Origin of the sequence: Blautia sp. aa_0143, assembly GCF_004167315.1 — a bacterium.
GTDB lineage: Bacteria > Bacillota > Clostridia > Lachnospirales > Lachnospiraceae > Blautia_A > Blautia_A fusiformis.
Genome location: NZ_RCXU01000021.1, coordinates 20,384 through 36,442 on the forward strand (window position 1 = coordinate 20,384; position 16,059 = coordinate 36,442).

The following is a 16,059-nucleotide window of genomic DNA, read 5'->3' on the forward strand; positions in this document are numbered from 1 at the left end:
ATCTAAATAATATACAAAAGATGAACGGAAGAGCAGAGATGTAATTTTTTGACATTTAACTAAATATCTGGTAGTATGAAAACATACTAATGACGACATCGGTTCCAATTCCCGGAACAGGATGTCTTTTTGTGTTTTTAAGGGGTGATAACCATGAATCATACCGCATATGACGTAATGAGAGAATATATGATCGAGGGAGCAGAGCTGGACAGACCATACCAGTTCCCCATGATGCCACGGTATACCGGCAGACCTGGAACGGATACTGTAGATTTCAAGGACAGCTTCGACCGGCGGATAAAGAACCACAGGGACTTGACCGTCAATTTCTACATCCACGACAACCAATTTGAGAAAATCTGGAATTGTCCAGACAAATATATCGAGCATCTAAAATGCTTTAACAGTGTGATCGCACCGGATTTCAGCATGGCAGTCGGAGAAGGTGGCATGCCATTTGCGATGAACATCTGGCAGAAGTACCGCAATCATGCGATAGCACATTATCTGTATATGAACGGAATCCGCATGATTCCAAACGTGAACATACCACCAGAATACTGCTATGATTGGATTTTTGACGGAATACCAAAAAGAAGCACGGTTGCCTGCTGCACCAATGGGCGAGTGAAGTCGAAAGCATCACGACTGGAATTTTGCAAGGGGTTTCAAGAGATGGTCCGGAGATTGGAGCCACTGAGAGTAATCATCGTTGGACGGATACCGCAGGAACTGCAAACAGATATAGAAATTATCAACTTCAAAAGCAGAAACCAGAAGATTAAGGACAGGGAGGGAAAATATGGGATTCTCAACTGAGCGATCATCACACAATAAAGTACGTAGGAAGAAAGATAAGACGGAACAGAAGATGAAAGTCCGGAAACAACGGACCACATACAAAACGAAGAATACGGCTAGGAGAAAATCTGAGGGATTAAATAAATTGAACTGATTCGTGTTTTTTCACAGTCCCTCGGAAGATGCTATGAATTAATATATGCAAGATAGACAAAATGGAAATCCAGAAATAAAGGTTATTTTCCAGCTGTTCTTTTTTTCACCGTTTTTCGGCATTTTTCTGTGTCTGAATATTGCAAATATTCAAGAACCGCCAGAAATATTGTTCGTTTCACAACTGGCATGAACATCCTGCAAAAGACTGCGGACCGGTGCCGGGATTTCCCAGGCATCAATAACTGGCACTCTAATTTCGCCCACAACGCCCGCAAAACGAATAAGGCTACACTTCTTCGACCGGAATCTAAATGGCCGTTAAAAAGCCGAATAGGGCGGTTGTACAGTAGATCCAAAACGGAACATACTTTTGCCACTGGTCGGACACTGCGCCCCGGATCGGTGCCAGCTGCACAGAGGCACGACAAAAAGAGCCGGAAACGGCTATATATAATCATAGTATCACCATACCGGAGCCCCGTCAACTGTGAGTATTGATTGACGAAAGCACGCAAAAACGGCTTGTAAATCCGGCAATGGTAAAAACATCAAGGAACGCCAAAAAGACGGAAAACGGTGAAAAAAGCAAATCAACAACCGCATTTCTAGACAAGAAAAATATTAAGTTGTCAAGGCACACGGCTTGTAGATAGATTTTACAAGTCTGATCCGCTCCCCAGGCCGTGAACCTGGCGCCGGACTGGATACCGGAAGAGTAGCAGAAAAAGAGCAGCGTTTTCACTGCTCTAAAAAATTAACATCAATTGACCGGGGCAAGTCCCGGAAAAACTCCGAAAAACCGCCGTCAGTGGTGTTGTATTGCCTGTCAGAAGTCGGGATGGTCTGCTCGTTTTTAAGCTCCATGCAAGACAGCTGTAAAAAACCGTCTTTTTTCGTTGACCGGTGCAGGGCGTACCGCATGACGGACACGACCCCAGACTGACACCGCACCGGCGGAAGGTCGTACCAGATCAACGGCACAGAACCGGAAGCGACCGCAAGAAAAACCTTTGCCGCTTCCTGGCGTGCGGTATCCTCTATCTTTTCAACTTCTGAAAAATCACCGCTTTTTATAGCGGTGATGGTTTGCTTTTGCGTGGGTTTTCTGATTCCGATTATTTTTTCGCTCATTAGCAGAACACCTCTCCGAACATATAAGAACCATTGCTTTTGAAACATTCGTTCCAGGCTGTAACAACTTCTTCAGCTTCTTTCCTGGATCCGCAAAGGTTCGCCGCTGCGATGCCTTTTATCGCCAGTTTTGAAAGTAAGTTATCACTTTCAGAAACCTTGATAGCGTAAGAATAGTTTTTTCCGTTCTCTGTCACCTGTACGGCGATATAGCTGTTTTTCTTCTTCATGTCTTTTCTTTCTTCCCTGTACCCATGGGAGCCGGGTGTTAAAATAAAAGGGCGCCGTCGGGAATCGAACCCGGCCGGAACCATTACGCCTAGTTTAAACAATCATTGATTTTCTTTTCCAGATGCGGGAACGCTCCGCAAATTTCTTGCACGCTGTCGACGTAATAATCGCCCACTATTTTTCCAAAAATTGTAATATTTCCAGAATAAAAACAACCGAGATCGTTAAACCAGATATCAAGTCCTGTTGCCTGTTCCTTTTTATCGCCGTACCACATGTAAATTTTAATCATTTTCTTTTCCTCCTGATTTTTTATTTTAAAGGGCCGCCGGGGAAATACTCCCCGGTACGCTTGCCGGCCCTGTTATGCGTAAATAGTACCAAGATTTTTGAACCGCCACATTGCAATAGCTAAATCCATTGCGCTATTAATCCAGTATGTAGGTTTATATTTATAAGCGGCGTTTTTATCTTTTTCAAACTCCGCAAGCGTCCATTGCACGCCCTGATAGTGAATGATGTGAACGCTTTTTTCTTTGTTGTCTGCGATTGCGTGACCACTATATTTTTTCTTGTTGCTCAATACCATTTCAGCAACTGGGAGAAGATCGGCGGCAGCATCTTTGAAAATTCCATATTCGTATTGGCAATGCACATAAACATTGCATCCCGCCAGAATTTCGCCGCTGTGCTCGTCGTAATCGACTTCAGAAAATTTTTTTGCAATTTTCTCCACTTCCGAAAGCCTTACAAGTGGACTTTGCTTTCCTCTCTAAATGTGTATTTGTCTTTACCTGTCGCTTTCATCCAGATGATTGAATAAAAGCAGTTGATATTTGATAAAGCTTTAAGGATAGTGTCTTTCATTTTATTCCCTCTCTTTCTCCCGGATCAGCGTCCGGGGGTGAATGTTTTTTGTTTTCCTTTGATGGTTATATAATACACGATAATAGACTAAAAGTAAATACACAAGATACACGAAAATAGACCATATAACACAGCTTATTTTTGTGCAAATAGTACATAAAAATAGACATTGACTTAATGCCAAAAATCTATTATCATATATTTATAAATAAGGAGGTGAAAAACAATGGCCGATTATGGAAAGAATGGTTATATTGATTTTTCAAAGCTATGGAACGTATTAAAAAAGAAAGAACTTAATAAACAGTGGTTAAAAAACAACGGATTACATTCTAATACAGTAGCAAAGCTGACTAAAAACGAAAATGTAACTTGTGAAGTCATCTGCACATTATGCAAATTATTGAACTGTCAACCGTCTGATATCATGGAGTATAAAAAATAAGTAAAATACATGGAAATAGACTATTGACAAATACACGAAAATAGACTATACTGTAACCATAGAAAGGAAGTGGTTATAATATGGCAAACTTGGAAAAATTTTATTTTGAAAAATACGGAAAACATTATTGTTATGATGTGAAAATAGCAAATAACTGTAAGTGAATAAAAACCAAGCAAACAGCCCTCAGCGGGGCGGATCAGGAGGGGTGAAATGAAAAATACAGAGGCTGGAAAAGCTACAAGAAGGGTACAACTTAAAAACATGCCGTTCGATCGTTTCGAGGACGGCGTTGGATTCATCCACGCAACCGGATATGATTGCCTTGTAGACGGTCAGTGGATGACCGAATACGAAGATAACATCTTTGAGGACGCTGCCGGATGTTCCTACGAGGTTGAGCCGGAAGAGGAGCCGGAGTGGACGGAAGAAGACGAGGCACAATGGGCTGAAACTTTCAAGCCGTATCCGGGATTTGAAGAATAGAACAAGGAGGGGAAAGAAATGAGAATCAACGGAATCGGAGTTGTTAGCAAGAAAGAAGCAATGTCCATCTTGACAAAAGAAGGACGGGAAGAAGTTAAAAACGGTGGAATCACCGTAGAAGAGCTTGGAGAAATGTACAAGCTCGAGCAGGTCAAAAAAGCCTGCAAGATAGGAAAGTGTCGTGATACTTTTGCGGCCAACTACAGCCGTATCCCGGACAGCTTAAAAGAAAAGCTTACGCCGCAGGAACTGGCGGAGCTTACAGTGGCGTTTTATAAATGTTACGGGGACGGGAAAAATGCAAAAGAATAAAGAGCCGGAAATCAGCTCTTTACACTTAAAATTATTGTTTCAACCCTCGGCGACCGGAATTGTTGGTCGCTCCACTTACAGAACATCCTCTGTAAGCGACAATAATATTATACCACAAAGAAAGGAAAAAGACATGAAAAAAACAATCAATCTTTTAAACGAAGTTGTAAAAATGGGCTTCAGTAGGGAAAAGGCTCTCAGAGATATCGACGCAAGTCTTGACGAAGAGCTTAGAACCGAAAACCGAAAGCCACTGATGGAAGAGGAAATTCCCGATCAGCTTTACGAAGATATCCTTTTCGGCTTCAGATGCGAGGCCGAAGAGCCATGAAGACAGTGTTAATAGAGGGCTATATGGAAAAGGGCGTTTTCGCAACGCCTTTTTCACACGCCGGGAAAAGGGTATATACGTACCCACTGCCGCCTTTTTCTACAGTTGCCGGGATGGTCCATTTTTTGTGCCGGTGGAGCAGCTGGCACGACATGAATATATCAATATCCGGGAATGGAACGATGAACGAACAGGAGTTTACAAAACGCTGGAAGGGAGGAGCTTATGCCGGATCAGAAACGGAAGAATTTAAAAAGCGTTTTCCCGTCCGAGTGAAAAACGGCCCGGGGTTCACAGGCTGGGTTAATACGCCGGTTTTAGTTGATTTTGTTGCAGATCTGAATTTGCGTTTACACATTCAGCCAAAAAGCGAAAAGGAAGTTGACATAATTTATAAAATGCTGAAGTATCCGAGGCGGTTTCCAAGCCTGGGCCGACATGAGGATTTGCTGAGAATTGATAATGTCGAAGTTGTTGACATTTTGCCACCGGAAAAAGTGGCGCTGAGTTTGCCAGCTTATGCGCCGGTACTTCCGGGAATCTCCGGCACTGTTTACGCACTGCATAAAAAATACACGATAGACAGAGAGCGACGAATTTTTGAAGATGTAAAAACAGTGTATCTTGACGCAGGGCAAGAAGCCACAACCGAAATTGACAGCTGCGGAAACCCGGTGTTTTTAATGTGATTATTGACAGTTGACAATGATTATACTATTATAACTATAACGTCATTTTTATGACGAATGTAAAATTGGATCATTAGTTATTAAGCTAACAAAACATTAATAGTCCCATTTTGGAACAGGCGTTTTTGCCTGAATGTAAAGTTAGACTGTTAGCTATTAAGCTAATACCCGAAATTAATAGCCCCATTGTGGAAAGAAAAAAGCCCCTGGACAATCTCCAGGGGCTTAAACTCGTTTTTTTGTGGCGGCTAACGAGGGGAGAACAGACCCGCCGCCGAGATCTGTTAAATTATTCATAGCACACAAACGTTTGTTTTGTCAAGAAAAATATTTTTTGCTTTTGGCTTGACAGGTTTTTGTAAAATGTGCTATCGTGTCATCAACGAGGAACTCAGGAGGGGCGAGCTAATCGAAATTAATAAAAATCATTCAGCCAGGTAACCGGATCAGACGCCGGAAGCCTGGCTTTTTCTGTGCCAAAACGCCCTGTAATTATATTATATATATAATCCCCTATTAATTAATTCTATACAGTACCGTATAATAACATCTTTTAAGCCCCTCCTAGATTCTGAGTTTATTAATATATACTTAGATACACTATATTATAATATATATAGCTCTATAACACTGTATATTGAGTTATAACGGATTATTTTATCAATAGGTATTTTATTATACCTTGAGCAATAAAAATAAATTTATGCTTGCATTAAAGGTTTATATGTGCTATTGTAAATGGCAGATAAGCAAATACATTTACGATTTTTAAACAAAGGACGATATAAAAAACTGAAAAGCATTTATGGAACTTCCGGCACTGGTTGTAGCTGCTGGGCGTGTTCTTCGATTGCTGACCGGTTTATTATCGTCCTTTTTATTTTGCTAAATTAATAGATTAACGTTGTAAAGTGAGGTGATACAGTGAAAGATAATACTATCAAAACAGAAAAGGAAACAGAAGTATATTTGAGCAATATTAATATATATGCTGATGAATATATTAATACAGTGTTATGTGTATCACCTGATAGTGAGAATTACAGAAAAGAAGTAGCTGACAGTTTTGTTGATATGATATTTTATATTGCTGATCACATACAGAAACCTAGTAACGATGATATAGAGTTATTAGATCATATGTTTAGCGTGTTTGTAAGGCTATGCAGTAAGTATCATGTTTTACCAACTTTGGAAGTATTTAGCTTTCTGGTAGGAATTAACCGCTCAACGTTTAGCGATTGGATGCGCGGGGACTATAGAACCGCCACAGCACATAGCAACACGGTGAAAAAATGGTTCGATATTTGCAAAAACTGCACGCTTAATAGACTGCATAACCAACCCGGAACAAATGCAAACCTGATCTTCGTTGCGAAAGCTGCATACGGCATGGCAGAGACAGCACCGGTCCAGGCGGATCATGTGCAAGGTATCCCGCAGCAGTCAGCGCAGCAGATCGCGGACCGGTACAAGGACGCGCTGGAGCTTCCAGAGATGGAACGGCCGAAGCTGTAAGCACGAAAGCAGCAAAAACACAATATATTGTATTAATCAAGACGGAAACACAATATATAGTTTGTTGCGATGTATAAATAGGGTGTACTTAAAATGTACAATGAACAGCGTGAGAAAATTTGTGCAATATGACGAACGAAAAGCGGCGTCAACTTCCTCTGACTACTGCCGAAGGCCGAACAACAACAGCGTGATCCGGTGCAGCGGGTCCCATGGGGCGGCGGGCTGACCGGATAGCGTACGGATGAGACGGGGACCCCCTTGGAGGAAAAGCCACCAGAAGCCGGGTGAGCCCCCAAAGCAAATAAAACAACAAAAAGGCCCTTTTCACATGGCAGAGATAGTGATTGCAACACGACAAGCCGTAAGCCTTAACGGTTTCTCTGCCAACACAAAATAAGGCAATACCAAGAAAGGCAGGTATGAAGAATGAATGAAATGATGCAGAATTTGGTAATAAGAATTGCAATGATACTAGTGATCATGCACAGTAAAAGATTGTGATTGACGAATCGGGTGCAGCTCCTGACTTCTCCGCAGCGGAGAGCTTAAATATGAGCAGAATAAACTTTAGCTGCAATTTCATCCCAGACAGGGAGGGGCAATAAAAAAAGAGAACCATTACGGTTCCCTTTTGAGATCATCAGTGGTCAGTTTGATTGACACATCTGGTTTTGGCTCAATTATCAATTGACATTCCAGAAAATCAAGAATCTGAATTAGTTCATCTGCGGATATGCTTCCTCTTGAAAATTTATTTGCAAGTGATTGCGGGAGCATCCCAAGGTGCTGAGCTAATTGAACACTGGTTACTTTTTTCATCTTCATTATTTGCTTTATCTTATCAGAAACCATATAAATACCTCCTATTAACATTATCATAATCAAAAACGTTTCAATAGTCAATAAAAAATACTCATAAATGTGTATGAGCTACTTGCAAATATAATCAATTAGATGTATAATTGACTTATAAATAAACGGGAGGGATTATACATGAAAATTGGATATGCAAGAGTATCAACAGTAGAGCAGAACGAAGCGAGACAGATGGAGGCATTGAGAGAAGAAGTCGTTGATAAAATTTATATGGATAAGAAGTCCGGCAAGGATTTCAACCGTCCAGAGTATCAGAAGATGATCGCTTCTCTTAAGAAAGGCGATGTGCTGGTAGTCCATTCGATTGACCGACTTGGCAGAAACTACGATGAGATTACAGAAGAGTGGAGAAAAATCACTAAAGAGATTGGAGCAGACATTATTGTACAAGATATGCCATTACTTGATACTACGCGGAATAGAGACTTGACTGGAAAATTAATCGCAGACATCGTTTTGCAGGTCTTTTCATACGTGGCACAAAGAGAACGAGAAAGTATCCACCAGCGTCAGAAAGAGGGTATCGCAATCGCGAAAGCTCAGGGCAAGTATAAAGGACGAGCAAAAAAAGAGGTAGACAAAGAACTCTTCGAGAAAACAAAGCAAAGATGGCAGGCTGGGGAAATTACCAAAGTTCAGTTTGCCGAAATCATGGGAGTGTCAAGAGGAACACTATATAAAATGTTGGGAGGAGAACAGTAATGATAGACTTTACAAATAAGTGTGTTATCACAGAAAGTGATGTTGAATCAGCGAAACTTCTTAAGATGGCAATTTCTCAAGGCTTTGCACTTCCGAAAGGCGAAAAAGTAATGGAATCATGCAGATTTTTCCGCTTTATCGGAAGCCCATATAAAAGCGTGATTGCGCTGTCAGCAGTAACACAGGAAATGTATGATCGAGCTATATTATATTCGCACTTATTCGGGAATGAGTTGGAAGAATTGATGAAAATTTCTGATTTGGCTGCTAGGTGGTGCCGTACATATGGATATAATCATCTCAGTGTATACGCTAATGAAGAAGCTGATATATACACTGGGCGCGGGATTGCCAAAAACAAAGATGGTGCGGTACAAGATGTGAAAATCAAATTAAATAAGCCACGCAAAATAACGGTAGCTGAGCTTGAAGAAAAGCTAGGATATCCAGTGGAAATAGTAAGTTGAGGATACATCCCATGAAAAAGAACAATCCACAAGGTGAATCCATCCGCATCCGGTTGCCGTACCAACTGGAGCAAAGACTTATAGCTGAAAAGAACCGAACCGGCAAAAGCGTGTCACAGATCACCCGTGAAGCCTTGACACAGTATTTTCGGAAAAGGTAGGTAAAAGACGATGCTTGAAAAATTTTTTAAAAAACAAAAAAGGTCTTCTGAATGCCATCCGCTTGAAAAGCCTTTAGCTCATGACCGCTCGTACGAGTATCATCACAAGAAAGCTGTTCTGGAGGACGGAATGCTGTACGATACAGAATCGGCGAAAAAGGTTTTTACGGACGAAGCTAGTTTGGAATATATCGCACTCGGAAGAGCAGTGCAAAGAGCTTACTTCTTAACCCCGAACGGAAACTGGTTTTCAGCTAAAGAAAAAATCGAGACTGAAAGCGGAATCACTGACGTCGGCGATTATCGTATACAGGCCACAAAAACCATTTACACATACAGTAATCTTCAAATGGAGCAAAAATACAAGGTTAAAGACCTGATTGGAAGAAATGACTATGAGCTATACAAAGAATATTTTGGAGAGGTAGAAGAGGCATGAATAAAGAAAAAGGAATCTATGAACTGTTACCGTCAGAACCAGTTGACGTAGCAGCTATGTTGATAAAAGCAACGATTGTTACGGACGCACCGGTATTCGCACTATCCCCAATGCTTGAAGGCAAAATGGTTGCAATTCCGAAATACGATCCGGTTCAGCTTCAGGAAATCGCAGAGCACCTTCTGGTGTACTGCAATGCACAGGAAAGGGGCTGCGAGTATGAACTTAACGACAGCGAATAGCAACACCAGTTCTCAATCAATTACTGATGCGATTTCGGTTTTAAGACACGAACTGCTTCAACATGGAGAAATATACCAAGGAAGAAATGACACAGGCGGTAACACAGGGCGTTGCCATGGCGATGATGAACATGAATGCCGGTGGAAGCTCATCTCCGCAGTACATTTCCAACACGATCAATCTGGACGGACGTGCTTTTGCGAAAGCTATCACAAAAGCCCAGAACGACAACAACCGGCGGAAAAATCCTAGCCCAGCGTGGTAAAAACCATTGCTATTTTTGCCGGGTTGCGGTATAATGAATGAGTAACGAGTAGCACCTATATCTTGTTATATTGTACGAAAAACAAAATATTGAGCAGACTTTTAAGATGATATTTACTTGGGTTGAAACAGTGACCCGTTTCCCGTGATACCGTCTTGGAGTCTGCTCTTTTTTTGTTTCCAAGCTGGTAAAACCAACAGGCTTACCCGACGGGGGACAAGCGGAAATGCCTTGCCGCCTGCCTGTTGATTTACATACATTTCAAGGCATGCTCAAGGTTTCACTGTACTTTGACCAGTCAAAAACCAAGCTTGCGGACTATCAGACTTTTTCCGTTGCGGTTGATGTGGCATCACTGACACAGGAACAGATTCCTTAATGATTTACGATGCAGCGGCAAAGGCAAACAAGCTTTCGCCGTTCAGCGGAATCTGGAACTGGATTGTTGAGAAACTGACCAATGCGGTCATCAGCAACTTGCAGACGAGCAACCAGACGGTGATTGGGGCACTTAATGAATTAAATAGTAACCTGCCAGGAATAGAGTTTTTAACAAGAACCATCACTGCGAAATCCGAAAAACAAGCATACGATTTGCAAATTAATGTTACGGAATACATGATCATCTCAATCTGGTCAGAAGATCGAATGGGGTGGAAGTATACTGTAACTCGTGGAGTAAGTGGAACAGAAGCTACTCAAAATTGGGCCATTTGTTTTTTAGGAAATCCGACAGGTAATTTTACTTTCAAAGTTGCAGTTTTGAAGATTAAATAGTAAGGCGCTGAATGGCTATTTTCATTACGAAAAATTTGCTGATATACCTAAAAGGAACATTCTGTGCGATGTTCGTTATGAGTCAGCTTCTGATCCAGAAGCGCCTGATGCTACTATGGGAACGTACTGGTGGAATATCATTCAAGTTTGTCTGGCAGAAAATCGCATTCTTCAAATAGCATCTAGTGCGTTTAACCAAAGAGATGTTTTGTATTTTCGCGTAAAACATGATAATAACTGGTATGGATGGTACTATGTTATAGGCCAAGAAAAAAGATAATTTCCCGTATTCCCATTTTGTTGATTAAGAAACTTTGAAAATTTCATAAAAAGGAGTTGATAAATTGGAAATTAAAGGAATTGACGTATCATCCAATCAGGGGAAACCAGACTGGGCGAAAGTGGCTAAATCCGGCATTAAATTCGCAATCTTGAGAGTGCATCAGAGGTCCGGCGTTGACAGCTCATTCGAGTACAACTACAAGGGATGCAAGAGCAACGGAATCCTTGTCGGCGGTTACAAGTATTCATACGCTCTGACACCGGCACAGGCGATTGACGAAGCGGAAGATGTGATTGCCGCACTGAACGGGCGAGGACTGGACTTCCCGGTGTTCTACGACCTTGAGTGGTCTAATCAGCGAAAACTCGGCAAACAGGCAGTCGAAAACATTGCAGTCGCATTTCTGACAAGGATGAAAAAAGCTGGTTATAAGGTCGGTATCTACTGCAATCTGGACTGGTACAACGGCGTTCTGACTGACGCACTCAGAAAGTATGAGTGCTGGATTGCACATTACCCAGACCCCGATAATGGAACAATGCAAACAAGGGTAAAACCAAAAGCAGGAATTGGATGGCAGTATTCCAGCAAAGGAAAAGTATCCGGTATCAGCGGAAATGTTGATATGGATGTGTTCTACAAGGATTATAGAGGAACGGCACAGAAAGGAGAAACTAAAATGGTAAAAATCAGTAACTGCGGACATGACGAAAATGGAAGGTATGCAGGTGGGAAAGCAGGAGATCAGACTGGTACAGAATATCGGATTATGAACTGGTACAGCAGACCGTGGCTCTGTGTCCTGAGATTCAATGACGCAAAAATCGCAGCCATGATTGCAGATATGGCGACAAAAGCGGCCCAGAACAATCTCATCGGGTACGATCAGGGTACTGCCGGAAACAGCAATGACCGATATTCATTCTGGCAGCACTTAAAGGCAAGTAATTACGATCCAGCACAGATCACGGTAGCTTGCGAATCTGATTGCAGTGCGAGTACAGCAGCTATCGTCAAGGGGGCTGGGTATCGCTTAAATAACGCAAAACTCAAAGCGGTCAGCATCTATCTGACAACACGGAACATGAGAGCTGCAATGAAGGCTGCTGGCGCAAAAGTACTGACGGATAGTAAGTATCTGACATCTGGTGACTATTTAAAGGCAGGAGATATCCTCCTGAACGATAATCACCACGTGGCTATTGCTGTTACCACCGGTGCAAAAGTAAGTACACCTTCAACTACGCTTACCGGTACCTTCCAGACAAGACTTCCGATTCTGAGAAAGGGCAGTTCCGGTACAGCTGTGGCAATGCTTCAGGCGATGCTGGGAGTGGAAGTTGACGGACAGTTCGGGAATGACACATATGATTCCCTCAAAGTTTTCCAGAAAAATGTTGGCGTAAAGGCAAATGGAACTTGCGGCATTGATACCTGGAAGAGAGTGATTGAGCATATGAAAGCAAATACGAAATAACGTTCTGATTGATTTTTCCTTCAGAACAAGGTATACTATCAACAGCCGCACAGGGGTTGAACTTATGATGTAAAGTTTCCTGTGTGGCTACGCACAAGTGAAGAGTGCAGACTGATTCCACCGTGCATGAACGGAAGAGCTGTATGTCCCAATTCGAGGCTGTTAGCAGCGGCACGAGTGGACAGTCAGGAAAAGAGTTGGGCATAAAAACCCGACTCTTTTCTTATTCTTCGAGATATTCCTGATATATCTGTTCTATTTCTCTTTTTCGGTTCTGCGATATTGAAACGATATCACCGGAAATCATCTTGATGTCAGATGCAATGTTTGCGATGTAATCCATGTTTACGATATAACTGCGGTGACACCGGACAAAACGCCGATCCAGAACTTTTTCTATCTCATGCAGACGCCGGTAAAAACCATACTGATGCCTGCACGTGCGATGGATGATGCACATTTGACCACGGCTTTCTATATATTCGATGTTACGAAAGAAAACCCTGTGGAAATCACCTTTGAATTTTACAGTGAGCATCCGTTCTTCCAATCTTCCAAGTGTAGTATCAATTACGGAAAACACCCTTCCATCTTCATGCCCTTTGATAACATACTGTGTTGCCTGAACATCAAAAGCATCACGCATGTAGCCGGCATGAGCTGTCCAGAACATCAGACTTCCGGAATAACCAGAGCCACGTAACTTATATGCTACATCAATACCATTTTCGCCGTCTTTTAAAATGATGTCCAACACGATCAAGTCAAACCATTCACCGTCTTTCACATCATCCACAAGAGGGACACCAGAAGTGTATTCTGAAATCTGGTACGTTCTGTCGCCCTTTTTCTTCAAAAATGACTCAGCCCTTGCCTTGAAATAATCAATATCAAGCTGGTTATCGTCAAGTATCGCTATTCGCATTTATATCACACCCTTTTTTCGTTATGCGAAAACATGCTATTTATTCAATTTACCAATTTTTACGGTGAAATGTTGTAGAATTTACAATGTAGATAGTATTTATACAGATATTATACTACAGCAGTTTAATACTGTAAATGGGCTGAATTGCCGGAAATTTATTAAAGCTGCTCTCCTGTGTTAATAAAAGTGCTTAAATATCCGGCAGTCAGTCCATAAATAAAAGATATGAGAAAATTATATTTTACTTCTGATATGATATTAAATCTGTAGTATATTCACCTTCATATTCAGCCAACGGTCTGATTGTTAATGCGAAATCTACTTTTGATATTTCAGAAATCTCGTTCATTGAAAGGAAATCGTCAGTTGGAGTTAAGGTTATAATTGTTTTACAATTATTCAGCAAATATTTGTTGCACAGTTCATAATTCACATCGGAAGTTGTAAAGTCATTATAAGTTTCAGAAACTACATCGTAAACAAAATACTGACCCGTTGTATTCGTGATGCAAAACGTGAAACTGTTCTCTTTTGATGATACAAAATCAACGCTAATACCATCTTTATCATATATGTTTTGAACGTTACTTAACACAGGTGAAGATGTTTCCGTGGCTCCAGTTACATCAACATGCACCTGACCACTATCGAAAGCTTTAAAGCTTTTTGAATTATCATAAGCCCACAGCAAAATATCGAAGCTGCTCAATTCATCCATTTGATAATCTTTATAAAAATTGGTTTTTTCCCAAGCACTGGTAAGTTCTATAGTAGAATTTGCTTTTTTACCTGGCGCAACATCGGCAGAATTAAGACCATATTGGTCGCCACCAGCCATGATGCCGTTTATGGCATATGCGTAAGGTGCAATACCTAAATTCAGATCAGAATTGTTTTCGATATACAAACCAATGGTTCCTTTTGATGGCGACTCTGTTAAGCCTTTTGTTTCGACGTGTACTCCGTTTTCATCATATAAAACAAAGTCTTCTGCAAACGTCGGGATAGAAGTGGATGAAACCAAAATGCTTGTGACACCAAGCGCCGCTAATAATTTTAAATGCTTTTTCATAGTAAATCCTCCTTAGTAAAATTTGTATACATTATATCATTTAAAGCACAAGTAGTATAGTGAAATATAATAAAATTCGAGGTGTTATCAATGAAAACATTCAAACAAATTCTGGCCATTATCGGAATTATATTATACGTCAACTACATCATCAGTTCACCGGTATGCGTAGAAGAATATACAAACAGAGGTACTAGCATTTGTTCCGAACAACATATGCACAGACAACCAACAGTCAAAAGAAATGTCACGAAACAGATGCAGCATATTCCTATGCTTGTATTTTATTTTGCTCCAAAGAGGAATGATTTTACCTTTGCTATCACGAATAATTTCTATGCGATTGTAAATATTCCGGTATACCATTGGCAATTACCTCGTGGAAATATTATTTCATCCCACTTATTCCGCTTTATTAGACATATTATAGGATATAATGCAAACATAAGTTCGCGGTATTCCATCTGCTAATCGAGCATATACTTTAATGTAGGCAGTAGTTTGCAAACAGGGAGGGTTATTTTATGGACTATAAGAAAGAAATTATTAGTATGATACAAAAGATAGAAAGCGTAAGATTCTTGGCGATGATTTATAGCTTTACACATACTCTTTTTGAGAAAGAAAAGAAGCAGGGAGATTAATCCCTGCTTCTTTCTATTTGGCGAACCTTTCAATGAACTTCCAAAACAATTCTTTGTCTTCTGATGATAATTGATAGTATTTCATAATAGCTTCTTTTGCCTTGGAATCCTCAGTGCCTATTTCAGCACATATAGAAGAGAAATCTTTGTCCAATTTTAGATCCTTGGGTAATTCTCCTTTATTGATCCAGTCTTCGTTAATCCCGAATGCTTGGCAAATGTCTTTGATAACGCTTTTACTTGGATTAGCATTGTCGTCATTCAAAAGTTTCCAAACATACTGAGGAGTTTTTCTGATTGCTTTCCCTATCTCAGTTTGGGATTTTTGACTTTCCAAAAGTACCTCTCGGACTCTAATGAGAATGTCCGTCATTTCCTCACCTCCCAATATCATAATACATCTTAGAGAAAGAAAAGTCAATAAAAATTAAACTGAGTTTAAAATTATGCTTGACAGATAAACTGAGTTGTAGTAATATTAAACTAAGTTGAAAAGCTGATACAAAAAAACAACTCACTAAACAGAAAGGAGAAAAATATGGAAGTATTAAAAAACAAAGATATTGAAGACGGAAAACGAATTGCCGATATTTTCGCAACATTATCAGAAGAAAACAAAAATATGGCAATCGTTTATCTGTCAGCCCTTAGAGATAAGGAAATTGCCGATTCCAGTAAAAAGGAGGTAAATTAGATGAATTTATACGATGTAGTGCTTTTCTTTTCTATTGCAGCAATCATTTTAAATATAA

At 40.6% G+C, this 16,059-nt stretch carries 23 protein-coding genes; 15 read left to right on the plus strand and 8 right to left on the minus strand.

Annotated features, from left to right (window positions below):
- The first annotated feature begins 153 nt into the window (after positions 1-153).
- Entirely contained in the window at positions 154-822 is a 669-nt protein-coding gene (locus EAI83_RS11650; protein ID WP_129975414.1) for a DUF4417 domain-containing protein, read from the plus strand.
- Positions 823-1,698: 876 nt separating this feature from the next.
- Here the strand turns inward: EAI83_RS11650 and EAI83_RS11655 are convergent.
- The 4 genes from EAI83_RS11655 to EAI83_RS11670 all read right to left on the minus strand — a co-directional run bounded on the left by EAI83_RS11655 (position 1,699) and on the right by EAI83_RS11670 (position 3,058).
- The gene (locus EAI83_RS11655; protein WP_129975416.1) at positions 1,699-2,091 is read right to left on the minus strand and encodes a hypothetical protein; all 393 of its coding nucleotides are present in this window, start codon (positions 2,089-2,091) and stop codon (positions 1,699-1,701) included.
- Positions 2,091-2,321 (minus strand): hypothetical protein, encoded by a 231-nt coding sequence (locus EAI83_RS11660; RefSeq protein WP_129975418.1) that lies wholly within the window; start codon positions 2,319-2,321, stop codon positions 2,091-2,093. Before EAI83_RS11660 ends, EAI83_RS11655 begins: the two co-directional genes overlap by 1 nt.
- A gap of 89 nt (positions 2,322-2,410) precedes the next feature.
- Positions 2,411-2,614 (minus strand): hypothetical protein, encoded by a 204-nt coding sequence (locus EAI83_RS11665; protein WP_129975420.1) that lies wholly within the window; start codon positions 2,612-2,614, stop codon positions 2,411-2,413.
- Between the two features lie 72 nt (positions 2,615-2,686).
- Positions 2,687-3,058: a hypothetical protein gene (locus EAI83_RS11670; protein ID WP_129975422.1), complete on the minus strand. Its 372-nt coding sequence runs from the start codon at positions 3,056-3,058 to the stop codon at positions 2,687-2,689.
- 357 nt (positions 3,059-3,415) lie between these two features.
- On the opposite strand from EAI83_RS11670, the gene EAI83_RS11675 reads away from it, so the two are divergent.
- From EAI83_RS11675 to EAI83_RS11700, 6 genes are all read left to right on the plus strand, one after another.
- Complete coding sequence (locus EAI83_RS11675; RefSeq protein ID WP_129975424.1) at positions 3,416-3,634, plus strand: helix-turn-helix domain-containing protein; 219 nt, start codon at positions 3,416-3,418, stop codon at positions 3,632-3,634.
- Positions 3,635-3,847: 213 nt separating this feature from the next.
- Positions 3,848-4,120: a hypothetical protein gene (locus EAI83_RS11680; RefSeq protein WP_129975426.1), complete on the plus strand. Its 273-nt coding sequence runs from the start codon at positions 3,848-3,850 to the stop codon at positions 4,118-4,120.
- A gap of 18 nt (positions 4,121-4,138) precedes the next feature.
- Positions 4,139-4,432, plus strand: a complete 294-nt coding sequence (locus EAI83_RS11685; protein ID WP_129975428.1) for a hypothetical protein — start codon at positions 4,139-4,141, stop codon at positions 4,430-4,432.
- A complete protein-coding gene (locus EAI83_RS11690) occupies positions 4,419-4,763 on the plus strand; it encodes a hypothetical protein (protein ID WP_129975430.1) in 345 nt (114 codons plus the stop codon). Before EAI83_RS11685 ends, EAI83_RS11690 begins: the two co-directional genes overlap by 14 nt.
- Entirely contained in the window at positions 4,760-5,452 is a 693-nt protein-coding gene (locus tag EAI83_RS11695) for a hypothetical protein (RefSeq protein ID WP_129975432.1), read from the plus strand. The genes EAI83_RS11690 and EAI83_RS11695 overlap by 4 nt, the downstream gene beginning before the upstream one ends.
- A gap of 924 nt (positions 5,453-6,376) precedes the next feature.
- A complete protein-coding gene (locus EAI83_RS11700; RefSeq protein ID WP_129975435.1) occupies positions 6,377-6,970 on the plus strand; it encodes a hypothetical protein in 594 nt (197 codons plus the stop codon).
- A gap of 621 nt (positions 6,971-7,591) precedes the next feature.
- On the opposite strand, the gene EAI83_RS11705 is transcribed toward EAI83_RS11700, so the two are convergent.
- On the minus strand, positions 7,592-7,825 hold the full coding sequence (locus tag EAI83_RS11705; protein WP_158526498.1) for a DUF6471 domain-containing protein: 234 nt from the start codon (positions 7,823-7,825) through the stop codon (positions 7,592-7,594).
- 141 nt (positions 7,826-7,966) lie between these two features.
- Here EAI83_RS11705 and EAI83_RS11710 point away from each other — a divergent pair, with 141 nt between their 5' ends.
- From EAI83_RS11710 to EAI83_RS11740, 7 genes are all read left to right on the plus strand, one after another.
- Entirely contained in the window at positions 7,967-8,551 is a 585-nt protein-coding gene (locus tag EAI83_RS11710) for a recombinase family protein (RefSeq protein WP_129975437.1), read from the plus strand.
- Positions 8,551-9,018: a hypothetical protein gene (locus tag EAI83_RS11715; RefSeq protein WP_129975439.1), complete on the plus strand. Its 468-nt coding sequence runs from the start codon at positions 8,551-8,553 to the stop codon at positions 9,016-9,018. Before EAI83_RS11710 ends, EAI83_RS11715 begins: the two co-directional genes overlap by 1 nt.
- A gap of 171 nt (positions 9,019-9,189) precedes the next feature.
- Positions 9,190-9,618, plus strand: a complete 429-nt coding sequence (locus EAI83_RS11720) for a hypothetical protein (protein WP_129975441.1) — start codon at positions 9,190-9,192, stop codon at positions 9,616-9,618.
- Positions 9,615-9,860 carry a hypothetical protein gene (locus EAI83_RS11725; RefSeq protein WP_129975443.1) on the plus strand — a complete coding sequence of 82 codons (246 nt, stop codon included), beginning with the start codon at positions 9,615-9,617 and terminating at the stop codon, positions 9,858-9,860. The genes EAI83_RS11720 and EAI83_RS11725 overlap by 4 nt, the downstream gene beginning before the upstream one ends.
- Before the next feature lie 62 nt (positions 9,861-9,922).
- The gene (locus EAI83_RS11730; protein ID WP_129975445.1) at positions 9,923-10,126 is read left to right on the plus strand and encodes a hypothetical protein; all 204 of its coding nucleotides are present in this window, start codon (positions 9,923-9,925) and stop codon (positions 10,124-10,126) included.
- A 378-nt stretch (positions 10,127-10,504) separates the two neighbouring features.
- Positions 10,505-10,903 (plus strand): hypothetical protein, encoded by a 399-nt coding sequence (locus EAI83_RS11735; RefSeq protein ID WP_129975447.1) that lies wholly within the window; start codon positions 10,505-10,507, stop codon positions 10,901-10,903.
- Positions 10,904-11,247: 344 nt separating this feature from the next.
- On the plus strand, positions 11,248-12,663 hold the full coding sequence (locus EAI83_RS11740; protein WP_129975449.1) for a GH25 family lysozyme: 1,416 nt from the start codon (positions 11,248-11,250) through the stop codon (positions 12,661-12,663).
- Positions 12,664-12,886: 223 nt separating this feature from the next.
- Here the strand turns inward: EAI83_RS11740 and EAI83_RS11745 are convergent, their stop codons facing one another.
- The 3 genes from EAI83_RS11745 to EAI83_RS11755 form a co-directional block, all read right to left on the minus strand.
- Positions 12,887-13,588, minus strand: a complete 702-nt coding sequence (locus EAI83_RS11745) for a LytR/AlgR family response regulator transcription factor (RefSeq protein WP_129975451.1) — start codon at positions 13,586-13,588, stop codon at positions 12,887-12,889.
- Positions 13,589-13,832: 244 nt separating this feature from the next.
- Positions 13,833-14,663, minus strand: coding sequence for a hypothetical protein (locus EAI83_RS11750; protein ID WP_129975453.1), 831 nt, complete (start codon positions 14,661-14,663; stop codon positions 13,833-13,835).
- Between the two features lie 657 nt (positions 14,664-15,320).
- Positions 15,321-15,680: a helix-turn-helix domain-containing protein gene (locus EAI83_RS11755; RefSeq protein ID WP_161206366.1), complete on the minus strand. Its 360-nt coding sequence runs from the start codon at positions 15,678-15,680 to the stop codon at positions 15,321-15,323.
- Positions 15,681-15,845: 165 nt separating this feature from the next.
- On the opposite strand from EAI83_RS11755, the gene EAI83_RS17275 reads away from it, so the two are divergent.
- Complete coding sequence (locus tag EAI83_RS17275) at positions 15,846-16,001, plus strand: hypothetical protein (RefSeq protein WP_161206367.1); 156 nt, start codon at positions 15,846-15,848, stop codon at positions 15,999-16,001.
- The last annotated feature ends 58 nt before the right edge of the window (positions 16,002-16,059 follow it).

Excerpts from the sequence above, each read along its gene's own strand:
- EAI83_RS11735 (WP_129975447.1), top strand. The coding sequence starts at position 10,505 with ATGATTTACGATGCAGCGGCAAAGGCAAACAAGCTTTCGCCGTTCAGC.
- EAI83_RS11750 (WP_129975453.1), bottom strand. The coding sequence starts at position 14,663 with ATGAAAAAGCATTTAAAATTATTAGCGGCGCTTGGTGTCACAAGCATT.
- EAI83_RS11725 (WP_129975443.1), top strand. The coding sequence starts at position 9,615 with ATGAATAAAGAAAAAGGAATCTATGAACTGTTACCGTCAGAACCAGTT.
- EAI83_RS11720 (WP_129975441.1), top strand. The coding sequence starts at position 9,190 with ATGCTTGAAAAATTTTTTAAAAAACAAAAAAGGTCTTCTGAATGCCAT.
- EAI83_RS11665 (WP_129975420.1), bottom strand. The coding sequence starts at position 2,614 with ATGATTAAAATTTACATGTGGTACGGCGATAAAAAGGAACAGGCAACA.
- EAI83_RS11710 (WP_129975437.1), top strand. The coding sequence starts at position 7,967 with ATGAAAATTGGATATGCAAGAGTATCAACAGTAGAGCAGAACGAAGCG.
- EAI83_RS11695 (WP_129975432.1), top strand. The coding sequence starts at position 4,760 with ATGAAGACAGTGTTAATAGAGGGCTATATGGAAAAGGGCGTTTTCGCA.
- EAI83_RS11660 (WP_129975418.1), bottom strand. The coding sequence starts at position 2,321 with ATGAAGAAGAAAAACAGCTATATCGCCGTACAGGTGACAGAGAACGGA.
- EAI83_RS11755 (WP_161206366.1), bottom strand. The coding sequence starts at position 15,680 with ATGACGGACATTCTCATTAGAGTCCGAGAGGTACTTTTGGAAAGTCAA.
- EAI83_RS11685 (WP_129975428.1), top strand. The coding sequence starts at position 4,139 with ATGAGAATCAACGGAATCGGAGTTGTTAGCAAGAAAGAAGCAATGTCC.
- EAI83_RS17275 (WP_161206367.1), top strand. The coding sequence starts at position 15,846 with ATGGAAGTATTAAAAAACAAAGATATTGAAGACGGAAAACGAATTGCC.
- EAI83_RS11715 (WP_129975439.1), top strand. The coding sequence starts at position 8,551 with ATGATAGACTTTACAAATAAGTGTGTTATCACAGAAAGTGATGTTGAA.
- EAI83_RS11680 (WP_129975426.1), top strand. The coding sequence starts at position 3,848 with ATGAAAAATACAGAGGCTGGAAAAGCTACAAGAAGGGTACAACTTAAA.
- EAI83_RS11675 (WP_129975424.1), top strand. The coding sequence starts at position 3,416 with ATGGCCGATTATGGAAAGAATGGTTATATTGATTTTTCAAAGCTATGG.
- EAI83_RS11745 (WP_129975451.1), bottom strand. The coding sequence starts at position 13,588 with ATGCGAATAGCGATACTTGACGATAACCAGCTTGATATTGATTATTTC.
- EAI83_RS11690 (WP_129975430.1), top strand. The coding sequence starts at position 4,419 with ATGCAAAAGAATAAAGAGCCGGAAATCAGCTCTTTACACTTAAAATTA.
- EAI83_RS11705 (WP_158526498.1), bottom strand. The coding sequence starts at position 7,825 with ATGGTTTCTGATAAGATAAAGCAAATAATGAAGATGAAAAAAGTAACC.
- EAI83_RS11650 (WP_129975414.1), top strand. The coding sequence starts at position 154 with ATGAATCATACCGCATATGACGTAATGAGAGAATATATGATCGAGGGA.
- EAI83_RS11730 (WP_129975445.1), top strand. The coding sequence starts at position 9,923 with ATGGAGAAATATACCAAGGAAGAAATGACACAGGCGGTAACACAGGGC.
- EAI83_RS11655 (WP_129975416.1), bottom strand. The coding sequence starts at position 2,091 with ATGAGCGAAAAAATAATCGGAATCAGAAAACCCACGCAAAAGCAAACC.